The sequence below is a fragment of the Neisseria sp. KEM232 genome, from assembly GCF_002237445.1.
In the GTDB taxonomy this organism is placed as follows: Bacteria; Pseudomonadota; Gammaproteobacteria; order Burkholderiales; family Neisseriaceae; genus Neisseria.
The window spans coordinates 1,665,944-1,686,239 of the sequence record NZ_CP022527.1; the positions used below are offsets into that span (position 1 = coordinate 1,665,944).

18 protein-coding genes and 1 pseudogene are annotated in these 20,296 nt (G+C 59.9%); 15 read left to right on the forward strand and 4 right to left on the reverse strand.

The annotated features are described in order from the left end of the window. Positions 1–69: 69 nt before the first annotated feature. Both CGZ77_RS08285 and gdhA read right to left on the reverse strand, forming a co-directional pair. Complete coding sequence (locus CGZ77_RS08285; protein WP_009425919.1) at positions 70–432, reverse strand: MliC family protein; 363 nt, start codon at positions 430–432, stop codon at positions 70–72. Between the two features lie 272 nt (positions 433–704). Continuing rightward, complete coding sequence (gdhA, locus tag CGZ77_RS08290) at positions 705–2,048, reverse strand: NADP-specific glutamate dehydrogenase (protein ID WP_009425920.1); 1,344 nt, start codon at positions 2,046–2,048, stop codon at positions 705–707. Between the two features lie 588 nt (positions 2,049–2,636). Here gdhA and CGZ77_RS08295 point away from each other — a divergent pair. The 11 genes from CGZ77_RS08295 (at position 2,637) to xth (ending at position 12,611) form a co-directional block, all read left to right on the forward strand. Next, positions 2,637–2,909: an ACT domain-containing protein gene (locus CGZ77_RS08295; RefSeq protein ID WP_009425922.1), complete on the forward strand. Its 273-nt coding sequence runs from the start codon at positions 2,637–2,639 to the stop codon at positions 2,907–2,909. A 168-nt stretch (positions 2,910–3,077) separates the two neighbouring features. Then, positions 3,078–4,442, forward strand: coding sequence for a PFL family protein (locus tag CGZ77_RS08300; RefSeq protein ID WP_009425923.1), 1,365 nt, complete (start codon positions 3,078–3,080; stop codon positions 4,440–4,442). A gap of 180 nt (positions 4,443–4,622) precedes the next feature. After that, complete coding sequence (trpA, locus tag CGZ77_RS08305; protein WP_009425925.1) at positions 4,623–5,414, forward strand: tryptophan synthase subunit alpha; 792 nt, start codon at positions 4,623–4,625, stop codon at positions 5,412–5,414. 158 nt (positions 5,415–5,572) lie between these two features. Continuing rightward, positions 5,573–6,436 (forward strand): acetyl-CoA carboxylase, carboxyltransferase subunit beta, encoded by an 864-nt coding sequence (gene accD / locus CGZ77_RS08310; RefSeq protein ID WP_009425927.1) that lies wholly within the window; start codon positions 5,573–5,575, stop codon positions 6,434–6,436. A 210-nt stretch (positions 6,437–6,646) separates the two neighbouring features. After that, complete coding sequence (locus CGZ77_RS08315) at positions 6,647–7,423, forward strand: ferredoxin--NADP reductase (RefSeq protein WP_009425928.1); 777 nt, start codon at positions 6,647–6,649, stop codon at positions 7,421–7,423. A gap of 203 nt (positions 7,424–7,626) precedes the next feature. Then, the gene (gene tig / locus CGZ77_RS08320) at positions 7,627–8,937 is read left to right on the forward strand and encodes a trigger factor (protein WP_009425929.1); all 1,311 of its coding nucleotides are present in this window, start codon (positions 7,627–7,629) and stop codon (positions 8,935–8,937) included. An 81-nt stretch (positions 8,938–9,018) separates the two neighbouring features. Then, a complete protein-coding gene (gene clpP, locus CGZ77_RS08325; protein WP_009425930.1) occupies positions 9,019–9,654 on the forward strand; it encodes an ATP-dependent Clp endopeptidase proteolytic subunit ClpP in 636 nt (211 codons plus the stop codon). 75 nt (positions 9,655–9,729) lie between these two features. Further along, complete coding sequence (locus CGZ77_RS08330; RefSeq protein WP_009425931.1) at positions 9,730–10,344, forward strand: lytic transglycosylase domain-containing protein; 615 nt, start codon at positions 9,730–9,732, stop codon at positions 10,342–10,344. A gap of 52 nt (positions 10,345–10,396) precedes the next feature. After that, positions 10,397–11,056, forward strand: coding sequence for a DUF4190 domain-containing protein (locus tag CGZ77_RS12095; protein WP_009425932.1), 660 nt, complete (start codon positions 10,397–10,399; stop codon positions 11,054–11,056). A 311-nt stretch (positions 11,057–11,367) separates the two neighbouring features. Beyond that, a complete protein-coding gene (locus tag CGZ77_RS08340; protein ID WP_051040418.1) occupies positions 11,368–11,691 on the forward strand; it encodes a helix-turn-helix transcriptional regulator in 324 nt (107 codons plus the stop codon). 149 nt (positions 11,692–11,840) lie between these two features. Next, the gene (gene xth, locus CGZ77_RS08345) at positions 11,841–12,611 is read left to right on the forward strand and encodes an exodeoxyribonuclease III (protein ID WP_009425935.1); all 771 of its coding nucleotides are present in this window, start codon (positions 11,841–11,843) and stop codon (positions 12,609–12,611) included. Between the two features lie 92 nt (positions 12,612–12,703). On the opposite strand, the gene CGZ77_RS08350 is transcribed toward xth, so the two are convergent. Then, positions 12,704–14,599 carry a TonB-dependent receptor domain-containing protein gene (locus CGZ77_RS08350; protein WP_009425936.1) on the reverse strand — a complete coding sequence of 632 codons (1,896 nt, stop codon included), beginning with the start codon at positions 14,597–14,599 and terminating at the stop codon, positions 12,704–12,706. A gap of 61 nt (positions 14,600–14,660) precedes the next feature. On the opposite strand from CGZ77_RS08350, the pseudogene CGZ77_RS12500 reads away from it, so the two are divergent. The 3 genes and pseudogenes from CGZ77_RS12500 (at position 14,661) to CGZ77_RS08365 (ending at position 17,483) form a co-directional block, all read left to right on the forward strand. Next, a pseudogene (locus tag CGZ77_RS12500) lies at positions 14,661–15,585 on the forward strand (FecCD family ABC transporter permease). Between the two features lie 363 nt (positions 15,586–15,948). Next, positions 15,949–16,752 carry an ABC transporter ATP-binding protein gene (locus CGZ77_RS08360; RefSeq protein ID WP_009425940.1) on the forward strand — a complete coding sequence of 268 codons (804 nt, stop codon included), beginning with the start codon at positions 15,949–15,951 and terminating at the stop codon, positions 16,750–16,752. Between the two features lie 101 nt (positions 16,753–16,853). Next, positions 16,854–17,483 carry a bifunctional 2-polyprenyl-6-hydroxyphenol methylase/3-demethylubiquinol 3-O-methyltransferase UbiG gene (locus CGZ77_RS08365; protein WP_009425941.1) on the forward strand — a complete coding sequence of 210 codons (630 nt, stop codon included), beginning with the start codon at positions 16,854–16,856 and terminating at the stop codon, positions 17,481–17,483. Positions 17,484–17,852: 369 nt separating this feature from the next. Here the strand turns inward: CGZ77_RS08365 and CGZ77_RS08370 are convergent, their stop codons facing one another. After that, entirely contained in the window at positions 17,853–18,821 is a 969-nt protein-coding gene (locus tag CGZ77_RS08370; RefSeq protein WP_009425943.1) for an AraC family transcriptional regulator, read from the reverse strand. A 233-nt stretch (positions 18,822–19,054) separates the two neighbouring features. Here CGZ77_RS08370 and CGZ77_RS08375 point away from each other — a divergent pair, with 233 nt between their 5' ends. Then, positions 19,055–20,026, forward strand: a complete 972-nt coding sequence (locus CGZ77_RS08375) for a siderophore ABC transporter substrate-binding protein (protein ID WP_036495944.1) — start codon at positions 19,055–19,057, stop codon at positions 20,024–20,026. The last annotated feature ends 270 nt before the right edge of the window (positions 20,027–20,296 follow it).

Below are 20,296 nucleotides of genomic sequence, written 5' to 3' on the forward strand. Positions count from 1 at the left end.
CTGCAAAACCGGGCTTTTGTTTGTTTTCAGACGGCCTTTTTGTCTGTCAGGCCGTCTGAAAATGTGCCGTTACGAGCGGCAGGTGGTGTTGACTTTGTTGCCGTAGGGATCGGTGAATTCGAAGTAGGCTTCGCCGCCTTTCTGATGCCATTCCGCGCCTTTGCCGAACAGACCTTCGGTGGCGGTGTAGCGTTCGCCCGAGGCGGCGACGGCGGAATTAAGGACGGCCTGTTTGTCGTCGAGGCGCAATTCGATTTGGCTGTTGCTCAGGCTGCGTACCTGTACGGAGAGGCCGTTTTCGCAGCTGAAACGTGCACCGGCGCCGTTTTGTTCGGGCGCGCTGCCGGCAGAATCGGGGCGTGCGCCTTCGGGAGAGGCGCAGGCGGCGATAACGAGTGCGGCGGCAAGGGCTGCGAGGGATTTTGCTTTCATGTATTCACTCCTGTGGGTTGTTTTTTAACAAATGCAGCAAAACTGCCGCGCCATGTTAATGGCGCCTCCTGCGGGCGGGCAAGTCTGTTTAACGCGAATTTACGCGTATTTATGGCTGTGCAAACGGGCGGCGGACGCGCTTTGGCGCCTGTTTTTTTCCGCACGCGGAACGCGGAAAAAGCCGCGCGGCGGACGAATCCTGCGCACGGCTTTCTGCTTGGTGTTTTGTCCGCTCCGACTGCGTCGGCGCGGCGTTTTCAGACGGCCTCAAATTAAACGATGCCCTGCGCCAGCATGGCGTCGGCCACTTTTTTGAAACCGGCGATGTTGGCGCCGTTGACATAGTTGGTGTAGCCGTTTTCCGTGCCGTTGGCGACGCAGTTTTCGTGGATGTTGGCCATGATGTCGAACAGGCGGCCGTCCACTTTTTCGCGCGGCCAGGAGAGGCGGATGTGGTTTTGGCTCATTTCCAAACCCGAGGTGGCGACGCCGCCCGCGTTGGAGGCTTTGCCCGGCGCGTAGAGGATTTTCGCTTTCAGGAAGGCTTCGACGGCTTCGAGGGTGGAGGGCATATTCGCGCCTTCGGCTACGCACTGCACGCCGTTGGCCAGCAGGGTGGCGGCGTCTTTGCCGTCCAATTCGTTTTGCGTCGCGCACGGCAGGGCGATGTCGCACTTCACGCCCCACGGTTTCTGCCCTTCGAAATACTGCAAGCCCTGCTCCTGCGCGTAGGTTTTCACGCGTTCGCGGCGCACTTCTTTCAATTCGATCAGAGCGGCCAGCTGCGCTTCGGTCATGCCGCTGTCGGGGAAGAGTACGAAGCCGTTGGAATCGGACACGGTGAGCACTTTCGCGCCGAGCTGGATGGCTTTTTCGCAGGCGTATTGCGCCACGTTGCCGCTGCCGGAAATCACGACGCGTTTGCCCTCAAAGCCGTCGCCCTTGGTTTGCAGCATGGATTGGGCGAAATACACCGTGCCGTAGCCGGTGGCTTCGGGGCGGATAAGGCTGCCGCCCCAAGTAAGCCCCTTGCCGGTGAGCACCGAAGTAAATTCGTTGCGCAGTTTTTTGTACTGGCCGAACAGGAAACCGATTTCGCGGCCACCCACGCCGATGTCGCCTGCGGGCACGTCGGTGTCCGCGCCGATGTGGCGGTAGAGCTCGTTCATAAAGGCCTGGCAGAAGCGCATCACTTCGCCGTCGGATTTGCCTTTGGGATCAAAGTCCGAGCCGCCTTTGCCGCCGCCCATCGGCAGCGTGGTGAGCGCGTTTTTGAAGACTTGTTCGAAGGCCAGGAATTTGAGCACGCCCAAATCGACGGTGGGATGGAAGCGCAGGCCGCCTTTGTAGGGGCCGATGGCGGAACTCATCTGCACGCGGTAGCCGCGGTTGACCCGCACCTGCCCTTGGTCGTCCACCCACGACACGCGGAACATAATCACGCGTTCGGGTTCGACGATGCGCTCCAAAAGGCCGTGGCGGGTGTATTGCGGGTTTTTCGCCAAAAAGGGTTGCAGGCTCATAAACACTTCTTCCACCGCCTGATGGAAGGGCGCCTGGTTCGGGTCGCGTTGTTTGATTTGTTGGAACAGGGTGTCGAGATTGGTTTGGCTCATGGTGTTTCCTTTGCAGAACGGTTAAGAGATTAAGGGAAAGACTTGCGGCGCAGTCTAGCAATAATTGTCTACAATCTTCAACCGTTTTTTACGCGCAACTCGGGCGCAAGCCAAGTGCCAAAATTGAAAAATTGTCTACAATTTATCCGTCGGATTCCGTTTTAAAAACATTCGCGCAATAAAAAAGCGCAAACATCGTTTTTTAAGACAGATTTATGCCGAAAAACCGAAAATGTAAAAAATGTCAGCCTGCCCTGCTAGGGGCTGTTGACATTCAGATTGCGAGACGGTTTTTTGAGTAAAAAATGCCCGAATGCAAGGAAAAAAGCGCAGCAAGGTTGGACACCTTGCGAGCATTTTTGACGCGGCAGGCGGGTATTTTTTGCCAAAAACACCGCCGCAAGGCTGATTGTCAACAGACCCTAAGGCTTCCGCTCCCCGCACAGCCGCGCTTTCAGACGGCCTTAACACCGATTTGCCTTTTCCTCAGTCAGGCGATAGAGTTCGCCCCTTGCCCGAAGGCGCGGCACCCCTGCCCGCCCTTTCAGACGGCCTCATCCGCCCATCCGTTATATAAGGAAACCCCAAATGTCCCATTCCGTTCTCACCGTTATCGGCAAAGACCGCATCGGCATCGTGTACGACGTTGCCAAACTCTTGGCCGAACACCAAATCAACATCCTCAACATCAGCCAACAGCTGATGGACGACTACTTCACCATGATTATCCTGATGGACACCGAAAAATGCCCGCAAAGCCGCGCCGAAATGCTCGACGTATTCGCCGAAGCAGGGCAACGCCTGTCGCTGGACATTCGGATGCAAAACGAAGAGCTGTTTGCCGCCATGCACCGGATTTAGCAGACAAAAGGCCGTCTGAATACGCATTCAGACGGCCTACAAATAAGGTCGGGCATTTATGCCCGACAAACACCGACAGACTTCAAAAACATCGGGCATGAATGCCCGACCTACTGAAAGCAGTTTTCAGACGGCCTCCGGTTCAACCCCATTCAACAGAAAGTCTCCATGAAAACCCAATTCCAATCTTCCGAAATCCTCGAAACCGTACGCATGGTTGCCGACCAGAATTTCGACGTGCGCACACTCACCATCGGCATCGACCTGCACGACTGCATCTCGCCCGATCTCGACACGCTCAACCAAAACATCTACAACAAAATCACGCGCGTGGGCAAAGACCTAGTAGCCACAGCGCAATTTTTGTCGGCCAAATACGGCGTGCCGATTGTCAACCAGCGCATTTCGGTTACACCGATTGCCCAAATCGCGGCGGCCACAGGGGCGGACAGCTACGTTTCCATCGCCCAAACGCTGGATAAAGCCGCCAAAGCCATCGGCGTGTCATTTATCGGCGGCTTTTCCACGCTTGCGCCCAAAGGGCTTACGCCGTCGGGCGAAACCCTGATCCGCTCGATACCCGAAGCGATGCGCACCACCGACATCGTGTGCAGCTCGGTCGCCATCGGCAGCACCCGCGCCGGCATCAATATGGACGCGGTACGGCTGATGGGCGAAACCATCAAACACACCGCCGAGATTACGCCCGAAGGCTTCGGCTGCGCCAAAATCGTGGTGTTTTGCAACGCGGTGGACGACAACCCCTTTATGGCCGGCGCGTTCCACGGCGCGGGCGAAGGCGATGTGATGCTCAACGTGGGCGTATCCGGCCCGGGCGTGGTTCAGGCTGCTTTGGAAAACTGCCCGCCAGACGCGGATTTGACTGCCATCGCCGAAACGGTGAAAAAAACCGCCTTTAAAATCACCCGCGTGGGCGAACTCATCGGCCAGGAAGCGGCCAAGCGGCTGGGCATTCCTTTCGGCATTTTGGACTTGTCGCTCGCCCCCACGCCTGCCGTGGGCGATTCGGTCGCCCGCATTTTGGAAGCGATGGGCTTGAGCGTATGCGGCACGCACGGCACTACCGCTGCGCTCGCGCTCTTAAACGACGCGGTGAAAAAAGGCGGCATGATGGCCAGCAGCGCGGTGGGCGGCCTCTCCGGCGCGTTTATCCCCGTGTCCGAAGACGAAGGCATGATTGCCGCCGCCGAATCGGGCGTGCTCACGCTCGATAAATTGGAAGCCATGACCGCCGTCTGCTCCGTCGGCCTCGACATGGTCGCCGTACCCGGCCACACCAGCGCCGCCGCCATCAGCGGCATCATCGCCGACGAAGCCGCCATCGGCATGATCAACAGCAAAACCACCGCCGTACGCATCATCCCCGTGCCCGGCAAAGACGTGGGCGACTCGGTGGAATTCGGCGGCCTCTTGGGCTATGCGCCGATCATGCCGGTGAAAGACGGCTCGTGCGAAGTGTTCGTCAAACGCGGCGGGCGGATACCCGCGCCGGTGCAGAGTTTGAAAAACTGATTTTCAGATAGTCTTCCCCCGCAAGCGGGAAAGGGCACAAGGTTTCAGACGGCCTTTAAGGCCGTCTGAAAACAAAGCTCCCGACGGCAGCAAACCGCAGCCGCCCGCAAAGCCGTTTTCAGACGGCCTGAAATATAGTAAAAAGCCGCCCTTCCGAAACCCTCCGCGAAAGCCCGCGCCATGAACAGAATCACCGCCGCCTTTGAGCGCCTGAACGGCAAAAAAGCCCTTATCCCCTACATCACCGCCGGCGACCCCTCGCCCGCCGTCACGCTCGAACTGATGCACAGCCTCGCCGCCGCCGGTGCGGACATCATCGAGCTGGGCGTACCCTTTTCCGACCCGATGGCCGACGGCCCGGTTATCCAGCGTGCCGCCGAACGCGCCCTCGCGCAGGGCGTGTCGCTCACCGGCGTGCTCGACATCGTGCGCCGCTTCCGCGAAAGCGACAAAAACACCCCCGTCGTGCTGATGGGCTATCTCAACCCCGTGCACAAAATGGGTTACGCCGAATTCGCCCGCGCCGCCGCCGAAGCGGGCGTCGACGGCGTGCTGACGGTAGACAGCCCCATCGAAACCGTCACCCCCCTACAAACCGCGCTCAAAGCGCACGGCTTGGAAACCATCTTCCTCATCGCCCCCACCACCGCCGAAGAGCGCGTTAAAGAAATCGCCAAACTGGCGGGCGGCTTCGTGTATTACGTTTCCCTCAAAGGCGTCACCGGCTCGGCCGCGCTCGACACCGCCGACGTCGCCGAAAAACTCGCCGTCCTGCGCCGCCACATCAGCCTGCCCGTCGGCGTCGGCTTCGGCATTTCCGACGCACAAAGCGCGCAGCAGATTGCTGCCGTGGCCGACGCCGTTATCGTCGGCAGCCGCATTGTCAGGGAAATCGAGGCCAACCCCGGCTGCGAAGCCGAAGCCGTCGGCGCCCTGGTGCAGGAGTTGAAAGCGGCGGTTAAGGCCGTCTGAAACGCACAAAGGCCGTCTGAAAGCCCGCAAACCCGCTTTCAGAAACGTCATTCCCGCACAGGCGGGAACGGCCTTGCCTAACAGGGCGTCTTTGGCTACCATCCGCGCCTTTCCCCAACTGACAAACGGTCTGACAGGCCGTCTGAAACGGAGTCCACATGAGCTGGCTAGACAAAATCCTCCCGCCGAAAATCAAACGCGAAGGCAAAAGCGAATCGGCCGTGCCCGAAGGCCTGTGGCACAAATGCCCCGCCTGCGCCGCCACGGTGTACACCACCGATCTGGTGCAGAACGACAAAGTCTGCCCCAAATGCGGCCACCACAACGCCATGGGCGCGCGCGAGCGGCTGAACCTGCTGCTGGACGAAGAAGGCCGCGAGGAAATCGGCGCCGACGTGAAGCCCACCGACATCCTCAAATTCAAAGACAGCAAAAAATACCCCGAACGCCTCAGCGCCGCCAAAAAAACCACCGGCGAAGACGACGCGATAGTGGTGATGAAAGGCCGTCTGAACGGCCTGCCCGTTGTCGTTGCCGCCTTCGAATTCCGCTTTATCGGCGGCTCGATGGGCTCGGTGGTCGGTGAGCGCTTCGTTCAGGGCGTACGCCGCGCCGCCGCCGACGGCTGCTCCTTTATCTGCGTGTCCGCATCGGGCGGCGCGCGCATGCAGGAGGGACTGAACTCGCTGATGCAGATGACCAAAACCAGCGCCGCCCTGCACCTGCTCACAGAAAAAGGCCTGCCCTTCATCTCCGTGCTCACCGACCCGACCATGGGCGGCGTGTCGGCCAGCTTCGCCTTTTTGGGCGACATCGTGATGGCCGAACCGGGCGCGCTGATCGGTTTCGCCGGCCCGCGCGTTATCGAACAGACCGTGCGCGAAACCCTGCCCGAAGGTTTCCAGCGTGCCGAATTTTTGCTGGAAAAAGGCGCAATCGACCAAATCACCGACCGCCGCGAAATGAAAGCGCGTCTGGCCGAACTGATTACCCTGCTGCGCCGCGAACCCTCCGCCGCATAAGCGCGTCCGCCGCACGAAAAGGCCGTCTGAAAACCCTTTCAGACGGCCTTTTGCCTGACGGGCACGGCAGCAAAGCGGCATGGAGGTCGTCTGAAACCCCATCCCGCGCTTCCAAGAACGTCATTCCCGCGTTTATGCCCCGCAGGGGTACTGGGGAACGGCCTTTCTGTATAATCCGCCCGTCACCAACATACACGTCAGGAGCTTGCCATGGCCGCCTCCCCCGAAGCCAAATTCACCGAAGAAACCGTCTTGTGGGTCAAACACCATACGCCCAAACTCATCACCTTCGCTATCAGCCGTCCCGAATCCTACCGCTTTGCCGCCGGGCAATTCTCCCGCCTCGGCTTCTACGACGGCGAAGGCTATATCTGGCGCGCCTATTCCGTAGTGTCTGCCGAATACGCCGACACGCTGGAATATTTCGCCGTACTGATACAGGGCGGGCCGATGTCGGCCAGATTCGCCCGAATGAAAGCGGGCGACACCATCCTGCTCGACAAAGCCGCCACCGGCTTCCTGCTGCCCGAACGCTTCGCCGACGGCCGAGAACTCGTCATGCTGTGCACCGGCTCGGGCATCGCCCCCTTCCTCTCCATCCTCGAACAGCCCGAAGTCTGGCAGCGCTTCGACCGCCTCGTGCTGACGCATTCCGTGTCCCACGCCGACGAGCTGATTTTCAACGGCCGCATCGCCGCCCTACGCGAACACCCGCTGGTGGGCGAACACGCCGCCCGCCTCACCTTCATCCCCGTGCTCACCCGCGAAACCAGCGGCGCCAGGCTCTACAAACGCCTGCCCGAGCTGCTGAAAAACGGAGAACTCGCCGAAGCCGCCGGTTTCCCCTTCACCCAAGAAAACACCCGCTTCATGCTCTGCGGCAACCCCGAAATGGTGAAAGACACCTTCCAAGCCCTGCTGGGCATGGGGTTTTCCATGCACCGCAACCGCATCCCCGGCCAGATTCTGATGGAAAACGGCTTCTAAACCTGCACTCTCCCGATACCGTCCGAACCGCTTTCAGACGGCCTCCCGCACTGCGCCGGGCGCAAGGCGGCGCGTGCCAAGAAAACCAAAACTATGCTAAACTCGCGCCTTTATTTTCGCCCCGCAAACGCGCGAAGGCACATCATTCCGGGCGGACTTCCCCCGTCCAAACCGATCAACCGAAAACAATTTAAGGGTTTACGATGAGCGTAACTTTAGAAAAACTGGAAAACTTGGAACGCAGAGCGGTTCTGTCCCTGCCTTGGGCCGACATCAACGCCGAATGCGACAAGCGCCTGAAACAGACCGCGCGCCGCGCCCGCATCGACGGCTTCCGTCCCGGCAAAGCGCCGCTGGGCATGATTCAGTCCATGTACGGCGCAAGCATCCAAAACGACGTGATGAACGAGCTGGCGCAGAAAGTGTTTTTCGACACAGCCGTAGCCGAAGGCTGGAAAATCGCCGGCATGCCGCGCCTTGAAGGCGTCGAAGGCCAAGACGACAAAGAAAACTTCCTGTTTTCCGGCGTATTCGAAGTATTCCCCGAAGTGAAAATCGGCGACCTGTCGGCACAGGAAGTGGAAAAAGTCACCGCCGCCGTTACCGACGCCGAAGTAGACAAAACCATCGACATCCTGCGCCAGCAGCGCACCCGCTTCAACCACACCGACCGCGCCGCGCAAAACGGCGACCGCGTCATCATCGACTTTGCCGGCAAAATCGGCGGCGAACCCTTCGCCGGCGGCTCGGCCGAAAACTACGCTTTCGTACTGGGTCAGGGACAGATGCTGCCCGAATTCGAAGCAGGCGTGGAAGGCCTGAAAGAAGGCGAAAGCAAAGACGTGGAAGTCAACTTCCCCGAGGACTACCACGGCAAAGAAGTTGCCGGCAAAACCGCCGTCTTCACCATCACCGTGCGCAACGTCGCCGAGCCCGTGCTGCCCGAAATCGACGAACAATTCGCCAAAGCGCTGGGCATCGCCGACGGCAGCATCGACACCATGCGTGCCGAAGTGAAGAAAAACGTAGAACGCGAAGTGAAACGCCGCATCGACAGTCAGAACAAAGAAGCCGCGATGGATGCCCTGCTCGCCGTTTCCGACCTGCTCGTCCCCAACGCGCTGGTAAACGACGAAGCCGCCCGCATGGCCGCCGAAATGAAACAGAACTTCATCAACCAGGGCATGGCCGACGCGAAAAACCTCGACCTGCCCCTCGACATGTTCAAAGAGCAGGCCGAACGCCGCGTGAAACTCGGCCTGATTTTGGCCGAAGTGGTGCAGGCCAACGGCCTCGAACCGAAGCCCGAGCAGATTGACGCCGTTGTCGCCGATTTTGCCGACAGCTACGAAGATCCGCAGGAAGTCATCGACTGGTACCACGCCGACAAGAGCCGCCTCGAAGGCCCGACCTCGCTGGCCGTCGAAGCCAACGTCACCGACTTCGTGCTGGGCAAAGCCAAAGTCAGCGAAAAAGTCCTGTCTTTCGACGAAGTCATGGGCAACCGCGCCTGAGGCCGTCTGAAAGTCCGTTCCTAACCCGAAAGCACCGAAGCCGCACCGCTTTGGTGCTTTTTCAAAACAGAAAGGCAAACCATGTTTCCCGAAATAGGCAACAACACCCTCATCCCCACCGTAATCGAACAGAGCGGACGCGGCGAGCGCGCCTTCGACATCTACTCCCGCCTGCTCAAAGAGCGCATCATCTTCCTCGTCGGCCCCGTCAACGACGACACCGCCAACCTCGTCGTCGCGCAAATGCTGTTCCTCGAAAGCGAAAACCCCGACAAAGACATCTTCTTATATATCAACTCCCCCGGCGGCTCGGTCACCGCGGGCATGTCCGTTTTCGACACCATGAACTTCATCAAGCCCGATGTCTCCACCCTCTGCCTCGGTCAGGCCGCCAGCATGGGCGCGTTCCTCCTGTCTGCCGGCGCGAAAGGCAAGCGCTTCGCCCTGCCCAACAGCCGCATCATGATCCACCAGCCCCTTATCAGCGGCGGACTGGGCGGACAAGCCTCCGACATCGAAATCCACGCCCGCGAGCTGATTAAAATCAAGCAGAAACTGAACGAATTTCTTGCCAAACACACCGGCCAGCCGCTGGAAAAAATCGAGCGCGACACCGACCGCGACAACTTCATGTCCGCCGACGCCGCCCAAGAATACGGCCTGATCGACCAAGTCATCGCCACCCGCGAAGACGCCGCCAAAGCCGCGTCCAAATAAACGCGCACGGCAAAAAGGCCGTCTGAAACTTCGGATTAAAAGTTTTCAGACGGCCTCCCGCCCCCACCACCGCCTATGAACAGACACGCCCCCGACACCCTGCGCCGACGCCTGCTGCTGGCCGGCAGCGCCGCCCTCCTCGCCCCGCGCGCCCTCCTGGCAGGCGCCCAGCGCGAAGAAACCCTGTCCGACGACGTCGCCTCCGTCATGCGCACCTCCGTCAACAACGTCAACCCCGCCCGCCTCGTCTTCGCCAACCCGCGCGACGGCGAACGCTGGCTGGCCGACATGTCCGGCCGCCTCGCCCGCTTTCTGCCCGACGAAGCCGCCCGCCGCCGCATCCTCATCAACGTCCAGTACGAAACCACCCGCGCCGGCCTCGACACCCAGCTCATCCTCGGCCTGATCGAAGTCGAAAGCGGCTTCCGCCAATACGCCATCAGCAACGTCGGCGCCAAAGGCCTGATGCAGGTCATGCCCTTCTGGCAGCGCTACATCGGCAAACCCGACCACAACCTCTTCGACATCCGCACCAACCTGCGCTACGGCTGCACCATCCTGCGCCACTACAACAACATCGAAAACGGCAACATCACCCGCGCACTCGCCCGCTTCAACGGCAGCCTCGGCAGCAGCAAATACTCCAACGCCGTTATCGGCGCCTGGCGCAACCGCTGGCAATGGGCATAAAACCGATCCCAACCGCACACTTTATTTCTTTATTTTTCAGAGGACAGACCGAATGAACGACTTCACCAACCCCAACCAACCAACGCCCGAACAAAACCCCCGCTACTACCAAGCGCCGCCCAAGCCGAACAACGGCACCAACGGACTCGCCATTGCCTCACTCGTCTGCGCCCTGTTCGGCTGGTTCATCCCCATCATCCTCGCCATCGCCGCCGTTACCTGCGGCCACATCGCCCGCAGCCAAATCCGCCGCAACGGCCAAGGCGGCGCAGGCATCGCGCTGGCCGGCCTCATCATGGGCTACATCCAAATCGCCATCATGGGACTCGGCATCGCCGCCGCCATCGCCCTGCCCGCCTACCAAGACTACGTCGTCCGCGCCAGAATGGTCAAAGCCGACGCCTACATCGCCCCCATACGCAGCGAACTGGAAAAGCGTGCCGCCGCAGCAAACGACGAAGAAGCTGAGCCCGCCCCCATCGAAACGGCCGAACCCGGCATGTCGGAATACTGGCAGGAAGTCTACATCGACAAAGGCGTCCTCTACGCCCGACTGAGCAACGCATCCTTCTGGCCCGGTTCGCTGAACGGCAACACCATCGTCTTCACGCCGCAAACCGAAAACGGCCGCACCGTATGGCACTGCGCCTTCGCCAAAGAAGCCCGCAACAGCTACCTGCCGCGCGCCTGCAACACCGACAACCCGCAATAAAGCGCAGGCCGTCTGAAAGCGCCGAATCCTTTTCAGACGGCCTGACCGCAGCGCACAACCCGAATCAAATCTTGTCGCAACCGACAACCTTACCCGCCAAACAGCACCGCAAAAACAGCAAATAAAGGCCGTCTGAAAAGGATTCGGCGCTTTCAGACGGCCTTTGCCGTTTTCCCGCCGTTTATTGATACCATCAATTTCTCATATCAAAAAATAAATTGCGCTGATACGCAATCACAAATAAAATCCCCTCCATGAATATCCACCTGCAACGACTCAATCCCACCGCAACAGGCGGCCAAAGCGATCCGATGCGCAATGCCGAACACGTTGCCGAAATGCTCAAACTGATGGCGCACCCCCACCGCCTGATGATTCTCTGCCTGCTGGCCGAAAGCGAGCGCAACGTCACCGAGCTGGTCGAAGCCATCGGCGTCAACCAAACCGCCGTCTCCAACCATCTCTCCAAACTGCGCAGCGCCGGCATCATCGACTACACCCGCTACCACCGCGTACTGCAATACCGCCTCTGCTCGCCCGAAGCGCGCACCATCCTCGACGTCGTCGGCGGCCTCTGCCTCAACCGCTGTCCGCATGCCGAAGCGGAAAACGCCGCCGCAACGCCTGCCGAATAAACTCCTCCAAGCCGTTTCAGACGGCCTTTTTTATAGTGGAACAAAATAGAAAAGATACAAGGCAGCAAGCCGCAGGCAGTATGAGTAATACGACAAGGCGCAGCAACGCCGTAGATTTTCTATTTTGTTTCACTATATTGGAAAGATGCATGAAAACCGCCACCTGGAACGTCAACTCCCTCAACGTCCGCCTGCCGCAGGTACAAAACTGGCTGGCCGAACACCAGCCCGACATCCTCGCTTTGCAGGAACTCAAACTCGACCAAGACAAATTCCCTGCCGCCGCGCTCAAAATGATGGGCTGGCACGCCGTATGGAGCGGTCAGAAAACCTACAACGGCGTCGCCATCATCAGCCGCCACGAACCGCAAGACGTACACACCGGCCTGCCCGCGCTGCCCGACGACCCGCAGCGGCGCGTCATCGCCGCCACCATCAACGGCGTGCGCGTCATCAACGCCTACTGCGTCAACGGCGAAGCCCCCGACAGCCCAAAATTCCAATATAAAAAAGAATGGTTTGCTTCACTCACCGAATTTGTGCGCGGCGAAATCGCCCGCCACGAAAAACTCATCCTGCTCGGCGACTTCAACATCGCCCCCGCCGACCAAGACTGTTACGACCCCGAAAAATGGCGCGACAAAATCCTCTGCACCGATGAAGAGCGCGGCTGGTTCCAAACCCTGCTCGATTTGGGACTGACCGACGCGCTGCGCCAAGTCCGTCCCGAAGGCGCGTGTTACACCTGGTTCGACTATCGCGGCGCAATGTTCCAGCGCGGCTTGGGGCTGCGCATCGACCACCTCCTGATTACCCCCGCACTTGCCGCCGCATTGCAAAACGTACAAGTCGATCTCGACGCCCGCGCCCAAGAACGCCCTAGCGACCATGCGCCCGTATGGGCGGAATTTGCTTTGTAAACATAGAATTGGAAAACCCATCCTGTCTGCTATCCGCAACACAAAGGCCGTCTGAAAAACTTTTCAGACGGCCTTTGTGTTGCCGTTAAAGATCAGAACGAATAACGCATACTCATGTAATAGCTTCGGCGGCGCTCGTTGTAGGTGCGGGCGGTGCCGGCGGTGCGCAGGACGGTTTTGTCGAACAGGTTGTTCACGCCTGCACGCACGCTGATGCGCTCTTTCCAGTTATAACCGACGTTGAAGCCGAAAACGCCGTAGCTGCCGAGCTCGTATTTGCTGACGACGCTTTGGCCGTTGGTGTAGATCACGTCCATAAAGCGCACGGGGTTGCTGCGGGTTTGCTGGCGGCCGTAGTAGGTGTACACGGCGTTTGCGTCCCATGCGGGGGTGATTTGCCAGTTAAGCGTGCTGTTGATGGTGTATTTGGGCACGATGGAGACGGGGTTGTCGTGGCGTTTTTCTTTGTTGCGGCTCATGTAGGTGAAGTTGGTCGACCAGGTGAGCTTGTCGCGCACGAGCGGCAGGGTAACGTTGCCTTCCAGGCCGGCGAGTACCGCGCTGCCGCCGTTGCCCCAGCGGTAAACGGGGGTGGTGGTGTAGTTGCGGTAAACGGGGGTGCCGCCGGGGGTGTTGTCGGAGCGGATTTCACGGTCGTAGCCGCCTGCGGGGCCGTTGACGGTGCCGACGTAGTTGCCTTCGTCAACAATGCGGTTTTTGTAGTTGTTGTGGAAGAAGGCCAGTGAGGCGAGGTAGCCGTCTTTTTTGAACTCGAAACCGATTTCCTTGTTCAGGCTGGTTTCGGGTTTGATGTTGCTGTTGCCCAAGAAGTAGCAGGCGCGTCCCCAGTCGTAGCCGCCGGGGTTGGCGTTTTTGTAGGGGTCGGCCGCTGTGCCCGAGCCGCTGGTGGCGTTTTGGGCGTTGGGGTTGTTCCAGTGGTTGTGGCTGTCGATGGGGCAGCCGTTGCTGGCGTTGATCAGCAGGTAGTTTTCCTGGGTCTGGTACAGGTTGGGCGCTTTGAATGCACGGGCGATGCCGCCTTTGATTTTCCAGTTGCCGTTCACTGCGTGCGAGAAGTTGAACGAGGGGGAAAATACCGAGCCGAAGGCGGTGTTATAGTCCCAGCGCAGGCCGGGAATGAGGTAGGTTCGGCCTTCGTTGAGCGAGATGTTGTCTTCGGCATAAAGCGCGTAATTGTTCTGCGAGGCTTTGCCGCTGCGGCCGTTGGCGGCCAGCCACGGGATTTGGCCGTAGGCGCGGGCGGTGGCGGTCATGGAGAGGGAGTCGTCGAGCACGGAGCGGTTGGCTTCCGCGCCGACGGTTACGGTGTGGCGGCCGAAGGGCAGGTCGGCTTTGGTGCCGAAGCGGTAGTTTTTCAGCACGCTGTCGGCAAAGCCGCTGGTGCTGTTGTAGGCGCCTTCGGTGCTGCCGAGCAGGCCCTCGGGCAGGTGGCTGTTGACGGTTTTGTCAAAGCCCACATAGCTCTCGGTTTCGCCCCAATCCCAAATGCCGTTGTGGGTCAGCGTGTAGCTTTGGCGGTAGATTTTGGCGGTTTCCGTGCCCAGCAGCAGGGGCGCGACTTTTTGCACGGCGGGTACAAGTACGTTGCTGTTTTGCGTGTCGCCGTTGTAGATATTGCCCTGGCGGCTGTATGTGGCATCGAACATTAAGCGTTGCTCGGGCGTGATGTTCCAAGTTAAGCGGCCGGCGATGTCGCGGTTGCGCACGCCTTCGCGGCCGGCGGAGAGGGCGGTGCGCGAGGATTTGACGCTGTCGTTGATGTCGAACGCATCGGGATTGGTTTTGTTCAGGCTGCCGTAGAGGCGGAAGCCCAGTTTGTCTTGGATAATCGGGCCGCTGAGCGCGAAGTTGGCGCGGCGGGTGTTGCCCTGCTGCGTGCCGCTGGCGGGTTGGTCGTAAAACAGGCCGACGCTGCCGTGCAGCTCTTTGCTCACGCCTTTGGTGCGGATATTGACCACGCCGCCCATCGCGCCCGAGCCGTAGCGGGCGGCGGCCGCCGTGTTTTCCCTGTCGTGGGGGCGTTATCCCGTGCCGCTCGATGCCGTATGGCAGACCCTGACCGGCCAAAACACCGACGAAACCTACCAAAACATCATCTTCAACCTGCGCCTGCCGCGCATTGCCGCCGCCATGCTGGTGGGCATGGCGCTGTCGCTGGCGGGCGCGGTGTATCAGGGCATTTTCCGCAACCCGCTGGTGTCGCCCGATTTGCTCGGCGTATCCTCCGGCGCGTGCGTCGGCGCGGCGGCGGCGGTAATTGCCGGCGGCGGCATGCTTGCCATGCAGGGCGCGGCTTTCGGCGGCGGCCTTGACCCTGACCCTGCCGCGCCTGATCGGCCGCGACTCGGCGGTGGTGCTGGTGCTCGCGGGCATTGTCGTATCCGGCTTTATGGGCGCGACGCTCGGCGTGGTCAAATATCTGGCCGACCCCGAAACCGAGTTGGCCGAAATCGTCTATTGGCAGATGGGCAGCCTGGCCAAAGCGCAAACCGAGCAACTGCTGTGGCTTGCCCCCGTGATGCTGCTGCCCGCGCTGCTGTTGCTGCTGATGCGCTGGCGGATTAACGTACTGTCGCTGGGCGAGCGCGAAGCGCGGCTGGTGGGCGCGGACACGCGCAAAGAGCGGCTGCTGATGATTGTGTGCGCCACGCTGCTCACCGCCTCGGCCGTGTGCATCAGCGGCACCATCGGCTGGCTCGGACTGGTCGTGCCGCATCTGGCGCGGATGCTCGCGGGCGACAACAATCTGCGCAGCCTGCCGCTGTCGCTGCTGGTCGGCGCGCTGTTTCTGCTGTTGGCCGACACGCTGGCGCGCAACCTTTATACGCATATACGCAGGAAATCCCGCTGGGCATCCTCACCGGCTTTATCGGCGCCCCGTTTTTCGCCTGGGTGCTGGTGCGACAGAAACCGGCGGATTAGGCCGTCTGAAAAGCAAAAACCGCAGCCGTAGGTCGGATTCTCGAATCCGACACGCCGTTAAAACAACAGGCAGCCTGAAAGAATTGTCGGATACAAGCATCCGACCGACGCAAACCTGCCTTTTCAGACGGCATCAAAGGCCGTTTGAAACAGTTAATCCCGCAGCAATCAAGCTCCCTCTCCTGCGCCCGCGCGGGGGAGGGTTGGGGATGGGGTGGCAGTTCGCAGAACTGCTTGGGCTGTCGAACTGCAAACGTTTGCCCAGCCGCAACCACCCCCACCCTGACCCTCCCCCGCAAGCGGGAGAGGGAATAACAGCAGCCCCAAAAGGCCGTCTGAAACCCCGTTCAGACGGTCTCCCCAAAAAAAGCAGCCTGAAACCCAAACCCGAAAAATGCTCCAAATCCAAAACATCCACTACGCCTATCACGCCCGCGCCGTGCTCCAAGGCGTGAATCTCGAGCTGCCTGCCGGCACGCTGCTCTCGCTGCTCGGGCGCAACGGCGCGGGCAAATCCACCCTGCTCAACTGCATCAGCGGCCTGTTTAAGCCGCAGCAGGGCCGCGCGCTGCTCGACGGGCGCGACACCGCCCAACTCAACCCGCGCGAAACCGCCCGCAGCATCGCCTACGTTTCGCAAAACGCCCCGCAAACCTACCGCTACACCGTACTCGATTACGTTTTGCTCGGCCGCGCCGCCCGCCTGCCGCTGTATGCCAAGCCAGCCGAAGCCGATTACGCCGTCGCCGAAGCCGCGCTCGAAAAGCTCGGCATCACGCATTTGGCACAGAAAATCTATATGGAAACCAGCGGCGGCGAAAAACAGCTCGCCAACATCGCCCGCGCCCTTGCCCAAGAGCCGCGCGTAATTCTGTTTGAAGAACCCACCTCCGCCCTCGACTACGGCAACGCCGCCGCCATCCTCAGCCTGATGGCCGACTTGGCCGAAGCGGGCTACACCGTTGTCAACACCACCCACAACCCCGAACACCCGCTGCTCTTGCACGGTCGCCACCCGCAAAGCCAAACCGCCCTGCTGTTGGCCGACGGCACCGTGCAAAGCGGCAACACCGCCGACATCCTGACCCAAGACGCGCTGCAGGAACTCTACCAAACCGACCTGCGCCTGCTCGACATCCCCGGCTGGAGCCGCCGCGTCTGCGCCCTTGCCCCGCTGCCGCCGAAAACAGGACAATAAAGGTTTTCAGGCTGCCTTCCAGACAGCATAAAGGCAGCCTGAAAAGGCCGTCTGAAAAACCTTTCAGGCTGCCGCCGAAACCATCCGGAAAGGAGAGAGCCATGCCCCAAACCGAACGCCAAGCCTTTTGGAACCAACGTTATCAAACCGACGATTATGCCTACGGCACCAGCCCCAACGTCTTTTTCAAAGAACAGCTCGACAAACTGCCCGCAGGCAGCATCCTGTTGCCCGCCGACGGCGAAGGCCGCAACGGCGTGTACGCCGCCGAACGCGGCTGGCAGGTTAGCGCCTTCGATTTGAGCCGCGAAGGGAAACGCAAAGCCGAAGCCCTGGCTGCCCAACGCGGCGTGTCCCTGCGCTACCTTGTCGGCACGCTGGACGACACCGGTTTTCAGGCTGCCTCCTTTGACGCGCTGGCACTGATATTCGCCCACTTTCCCGCAGAGCAAAAATCCGCACTGCACCGCCGCCTGCTGAACCTCGTCAAACCCGGCGGCACGGTTATCCTCGAACTGTTCGCCAAAACCCATTTTGCCTTGGCAAGGCAGAATCCCGCGCTTGGCGCCCCCCCAAGTCCCGACATGATGTCTTCTGCCGATGAAATCCGCCGCGACTTTTCAGGCTGCGATATCCTGCTGCTGGAAGAAACCCAAACCGAACTGCACGAAGGCCGTTACCACAACGGTCTCAGCAGCGTCGTCCGCTTTGTCGGCCGCAAAATGTGCTAAGCAGCCTGAAAAGTCGGATACAAGCATCCGACCTACGGGGATTAAGGCAGCCTGAAAATGGTGAAGGGTGGTTTTCAGGCTGCCTTTGGTTTACGGGGGGAATGGGCGGATTGGACTGGACGCAAGGTGTGCGTGCAGTGTGGTAGGGTGGGCACTCGTTGCCCACGCGTTCCGTATCCCAAGCTTAGTTTGAAACCGCGTGGGCATAAATCCCACATCCTACTTACGTATCTGTTTAGTATGTTATGTGTGCGTTTATAGCGGATTAAAATAAGAATATTACAGAGTTGGCTCGTTTTTCTACGCTATCTGCAGTATTTGTGGCTAACCGTTTTGTTCCGTTCTTATTTTAATTCGCTATGTATTCCGTCATTTTTTACGAACAGACCTTTTCACATCCGAAGGCAAAAATCCGTAATGCCGTCTGAATGCTTCGTTGAACCGTCCCGCGTGGCGGTAGCCGCAAAAGTGCATGGCGGCTTGGACGGTGCTGCCCGATTCGATGAGGGCGAGCGCGTGTTCCAGCCGCAGGCGGCGCAGGCATCCGGCGACGGTTTCACCGGTTTGCGCTTTGAAATAGCGTTTCAGGTAGCATTCGTTCAGCCCGACTCGGCGGGCGATTTCGGCGATGGTCAGCGGGCGGGTGAATTCGTGTTGCAGGATGTCGGCGGCTTCGTCTATGCGCCGGCGGCGGTAGCCGTTGTCGTGGCGGCGGAAGGTGAAGCGCAATAATCGGGCGGAGAGTTCCAGCGCGGCGGCTTCGTCGGCGAGTAGGCCGAAGCCGTCCGATTCGAACGGGCGTTGCAGCAGGGGGCAGGCCGCCGCCGTCAGTGCCGCCGCGTTTTGCGCCAGCCGTTGCAGGGCGAATCGGCCTATCGTTTGCGGCGAAAACAGGCGTTCGTCCAGCAAGCCTTCGTCGTGCCAGCGGCGCAGTTTTTCCAGCGAAAAATCCAAATGCAGCGCGCACATGCCGCCGTTGTCGGGCAGCAGGGTTTCGGACACGTCCGCCAGTTCGCCGCGTACCAGCCAGATTTCGCCGGCAGACGGGCGGTATTCCCTGCCGCCCATTTGTAACCGGTTCTGCCCCGACACCATGACGAACAGGGCGCAGTTGTGGCTGAAATTGTGGATTTCGGTGGGAAACGCACCCGTTCCACCGCCGCGCATCCGCGACAGGGTGATGCCCGAGTCGAAGCGGTTGATGCACATTTCCAGATGCAAACCAGGCTGTTTTGCCTGCGCCATGAGCGCGCTGTCGGAACAGCCGTCCAACGCCCAGCCGGATTTGTCGGAGCGGACATAGGTTTGGTACTGGCGGTAGATGGCGGCGGTGTTCATGCTTGGATAGGAACGGGTTGTCTGATAAGTGGATTAAATAGGAATTATTGCCAATAATCAAGCGCAGGGATTGGTTGAAACGGGAAAGGCCGTCTGAAAGGGTGTTTCAGACGGCCTTTCCCGTTTCGGGAATTTGTTTTGCCGTATCGGGAATTTTGCGTTTTGCGGCATGGTTTCTGCGGATTGTTTGCCTAATAATAAGCATTCACATCCGCATAAAGGAACCACACACCGTGAAACCGCGTTTTTATTGGGCAGCCTGCGCCGTCCTGCTGGCCGCCTGTTCGCCCGAACCTGCCGCCGAAAAAACTGTATCCGCCGCATCCCAAGCCGCATCTGCCGCCACGCTGACCGTGCCGACCGCGCGGGGCGATGCCGTTGTGCCGAAGAATCCCGAACGCGTTGCCGTGTACGACTGGGCGGCGTTGGATACGCTGACCGAATTGGGCGTGAACGTGGGCGCAACCACCGCGCCGGTGCGCGTGGACTATTTGCAGCCTGCATTTGACAAGGCGGCAACGGTGGGGACGCTGTTCGAGCCCGATTACGAAGCCCTGCACCGCTACAATCCGCAGCTTGTCATTACCGGCGGGCCGGGCGCGGAAGCGTATGAACAGTTGGCGAAAAACGCGACCACCATAGACCTGACGGTGGACAACGGCAATATCCGCACCAGCGGCGAGAAGCAGATGGAAACCCTGGCGCGGATTTTCGGCAAAGAAGCGCGCGCGGCGGAATTGAAGGCGCAGATTGACGCGCTGTTCGCCCAAACGCGCGAAGCCGCCAAAGGCAAAGGGCGCGGGCTGGTGCTGTCGGTTACGGGCAACAAGGTGTCCGCCTTCGGCACGCAGTCGCGGTTGGCAAGTTGGATACACGGCGACATCGGCCTGCCGCCCGTGGACGAATCTTTACGCAACGAGGGGCACGGGCAGCCCGTTTCCTTCGAATACATCAAAGAGAAAAACCCCGACTGGATTTTCATCATCGACCGTACCGTCGCCATCGGGCAGGAAGGGCCGGCGGCTGTCGAAGTGTTGGATAACGCGCTGGTACGCGGCACGAACGCTTGGAAGCGCAAGCAAATCATCGTCATGCCTGCCGCGAACTATATCGTTGCCGGCGGCGCGCGGCAGTTGATACAGGCGGCGGAACAGTTGAAGGCGGCGTTTGAAAAGGCCGAACCCGTTTCGGCGGGGAAAGAATAGGGAGGCGTCTGAAAACTCCTCCACTTTCTTCGGAAACTTCGTTTTCAGACGACCTTTTGGAGCACCACAGGCACACGCATCGAGCGGCTGAATCAAAGATTCAGACCGATGGCAGTCCGCACGCGAGTTTATGCGGCAAACAGCGAGACTACGGCAACCCGTCCCCTCTCCCCGTGGGAGAGGGTTAGGGAGAGGGCAGTAAGCCGCAGGCTTGCATCAAAGCCGATAACACTTCCGTTACAACCCCGCCCACTGAAAGCAGCCTGCAAC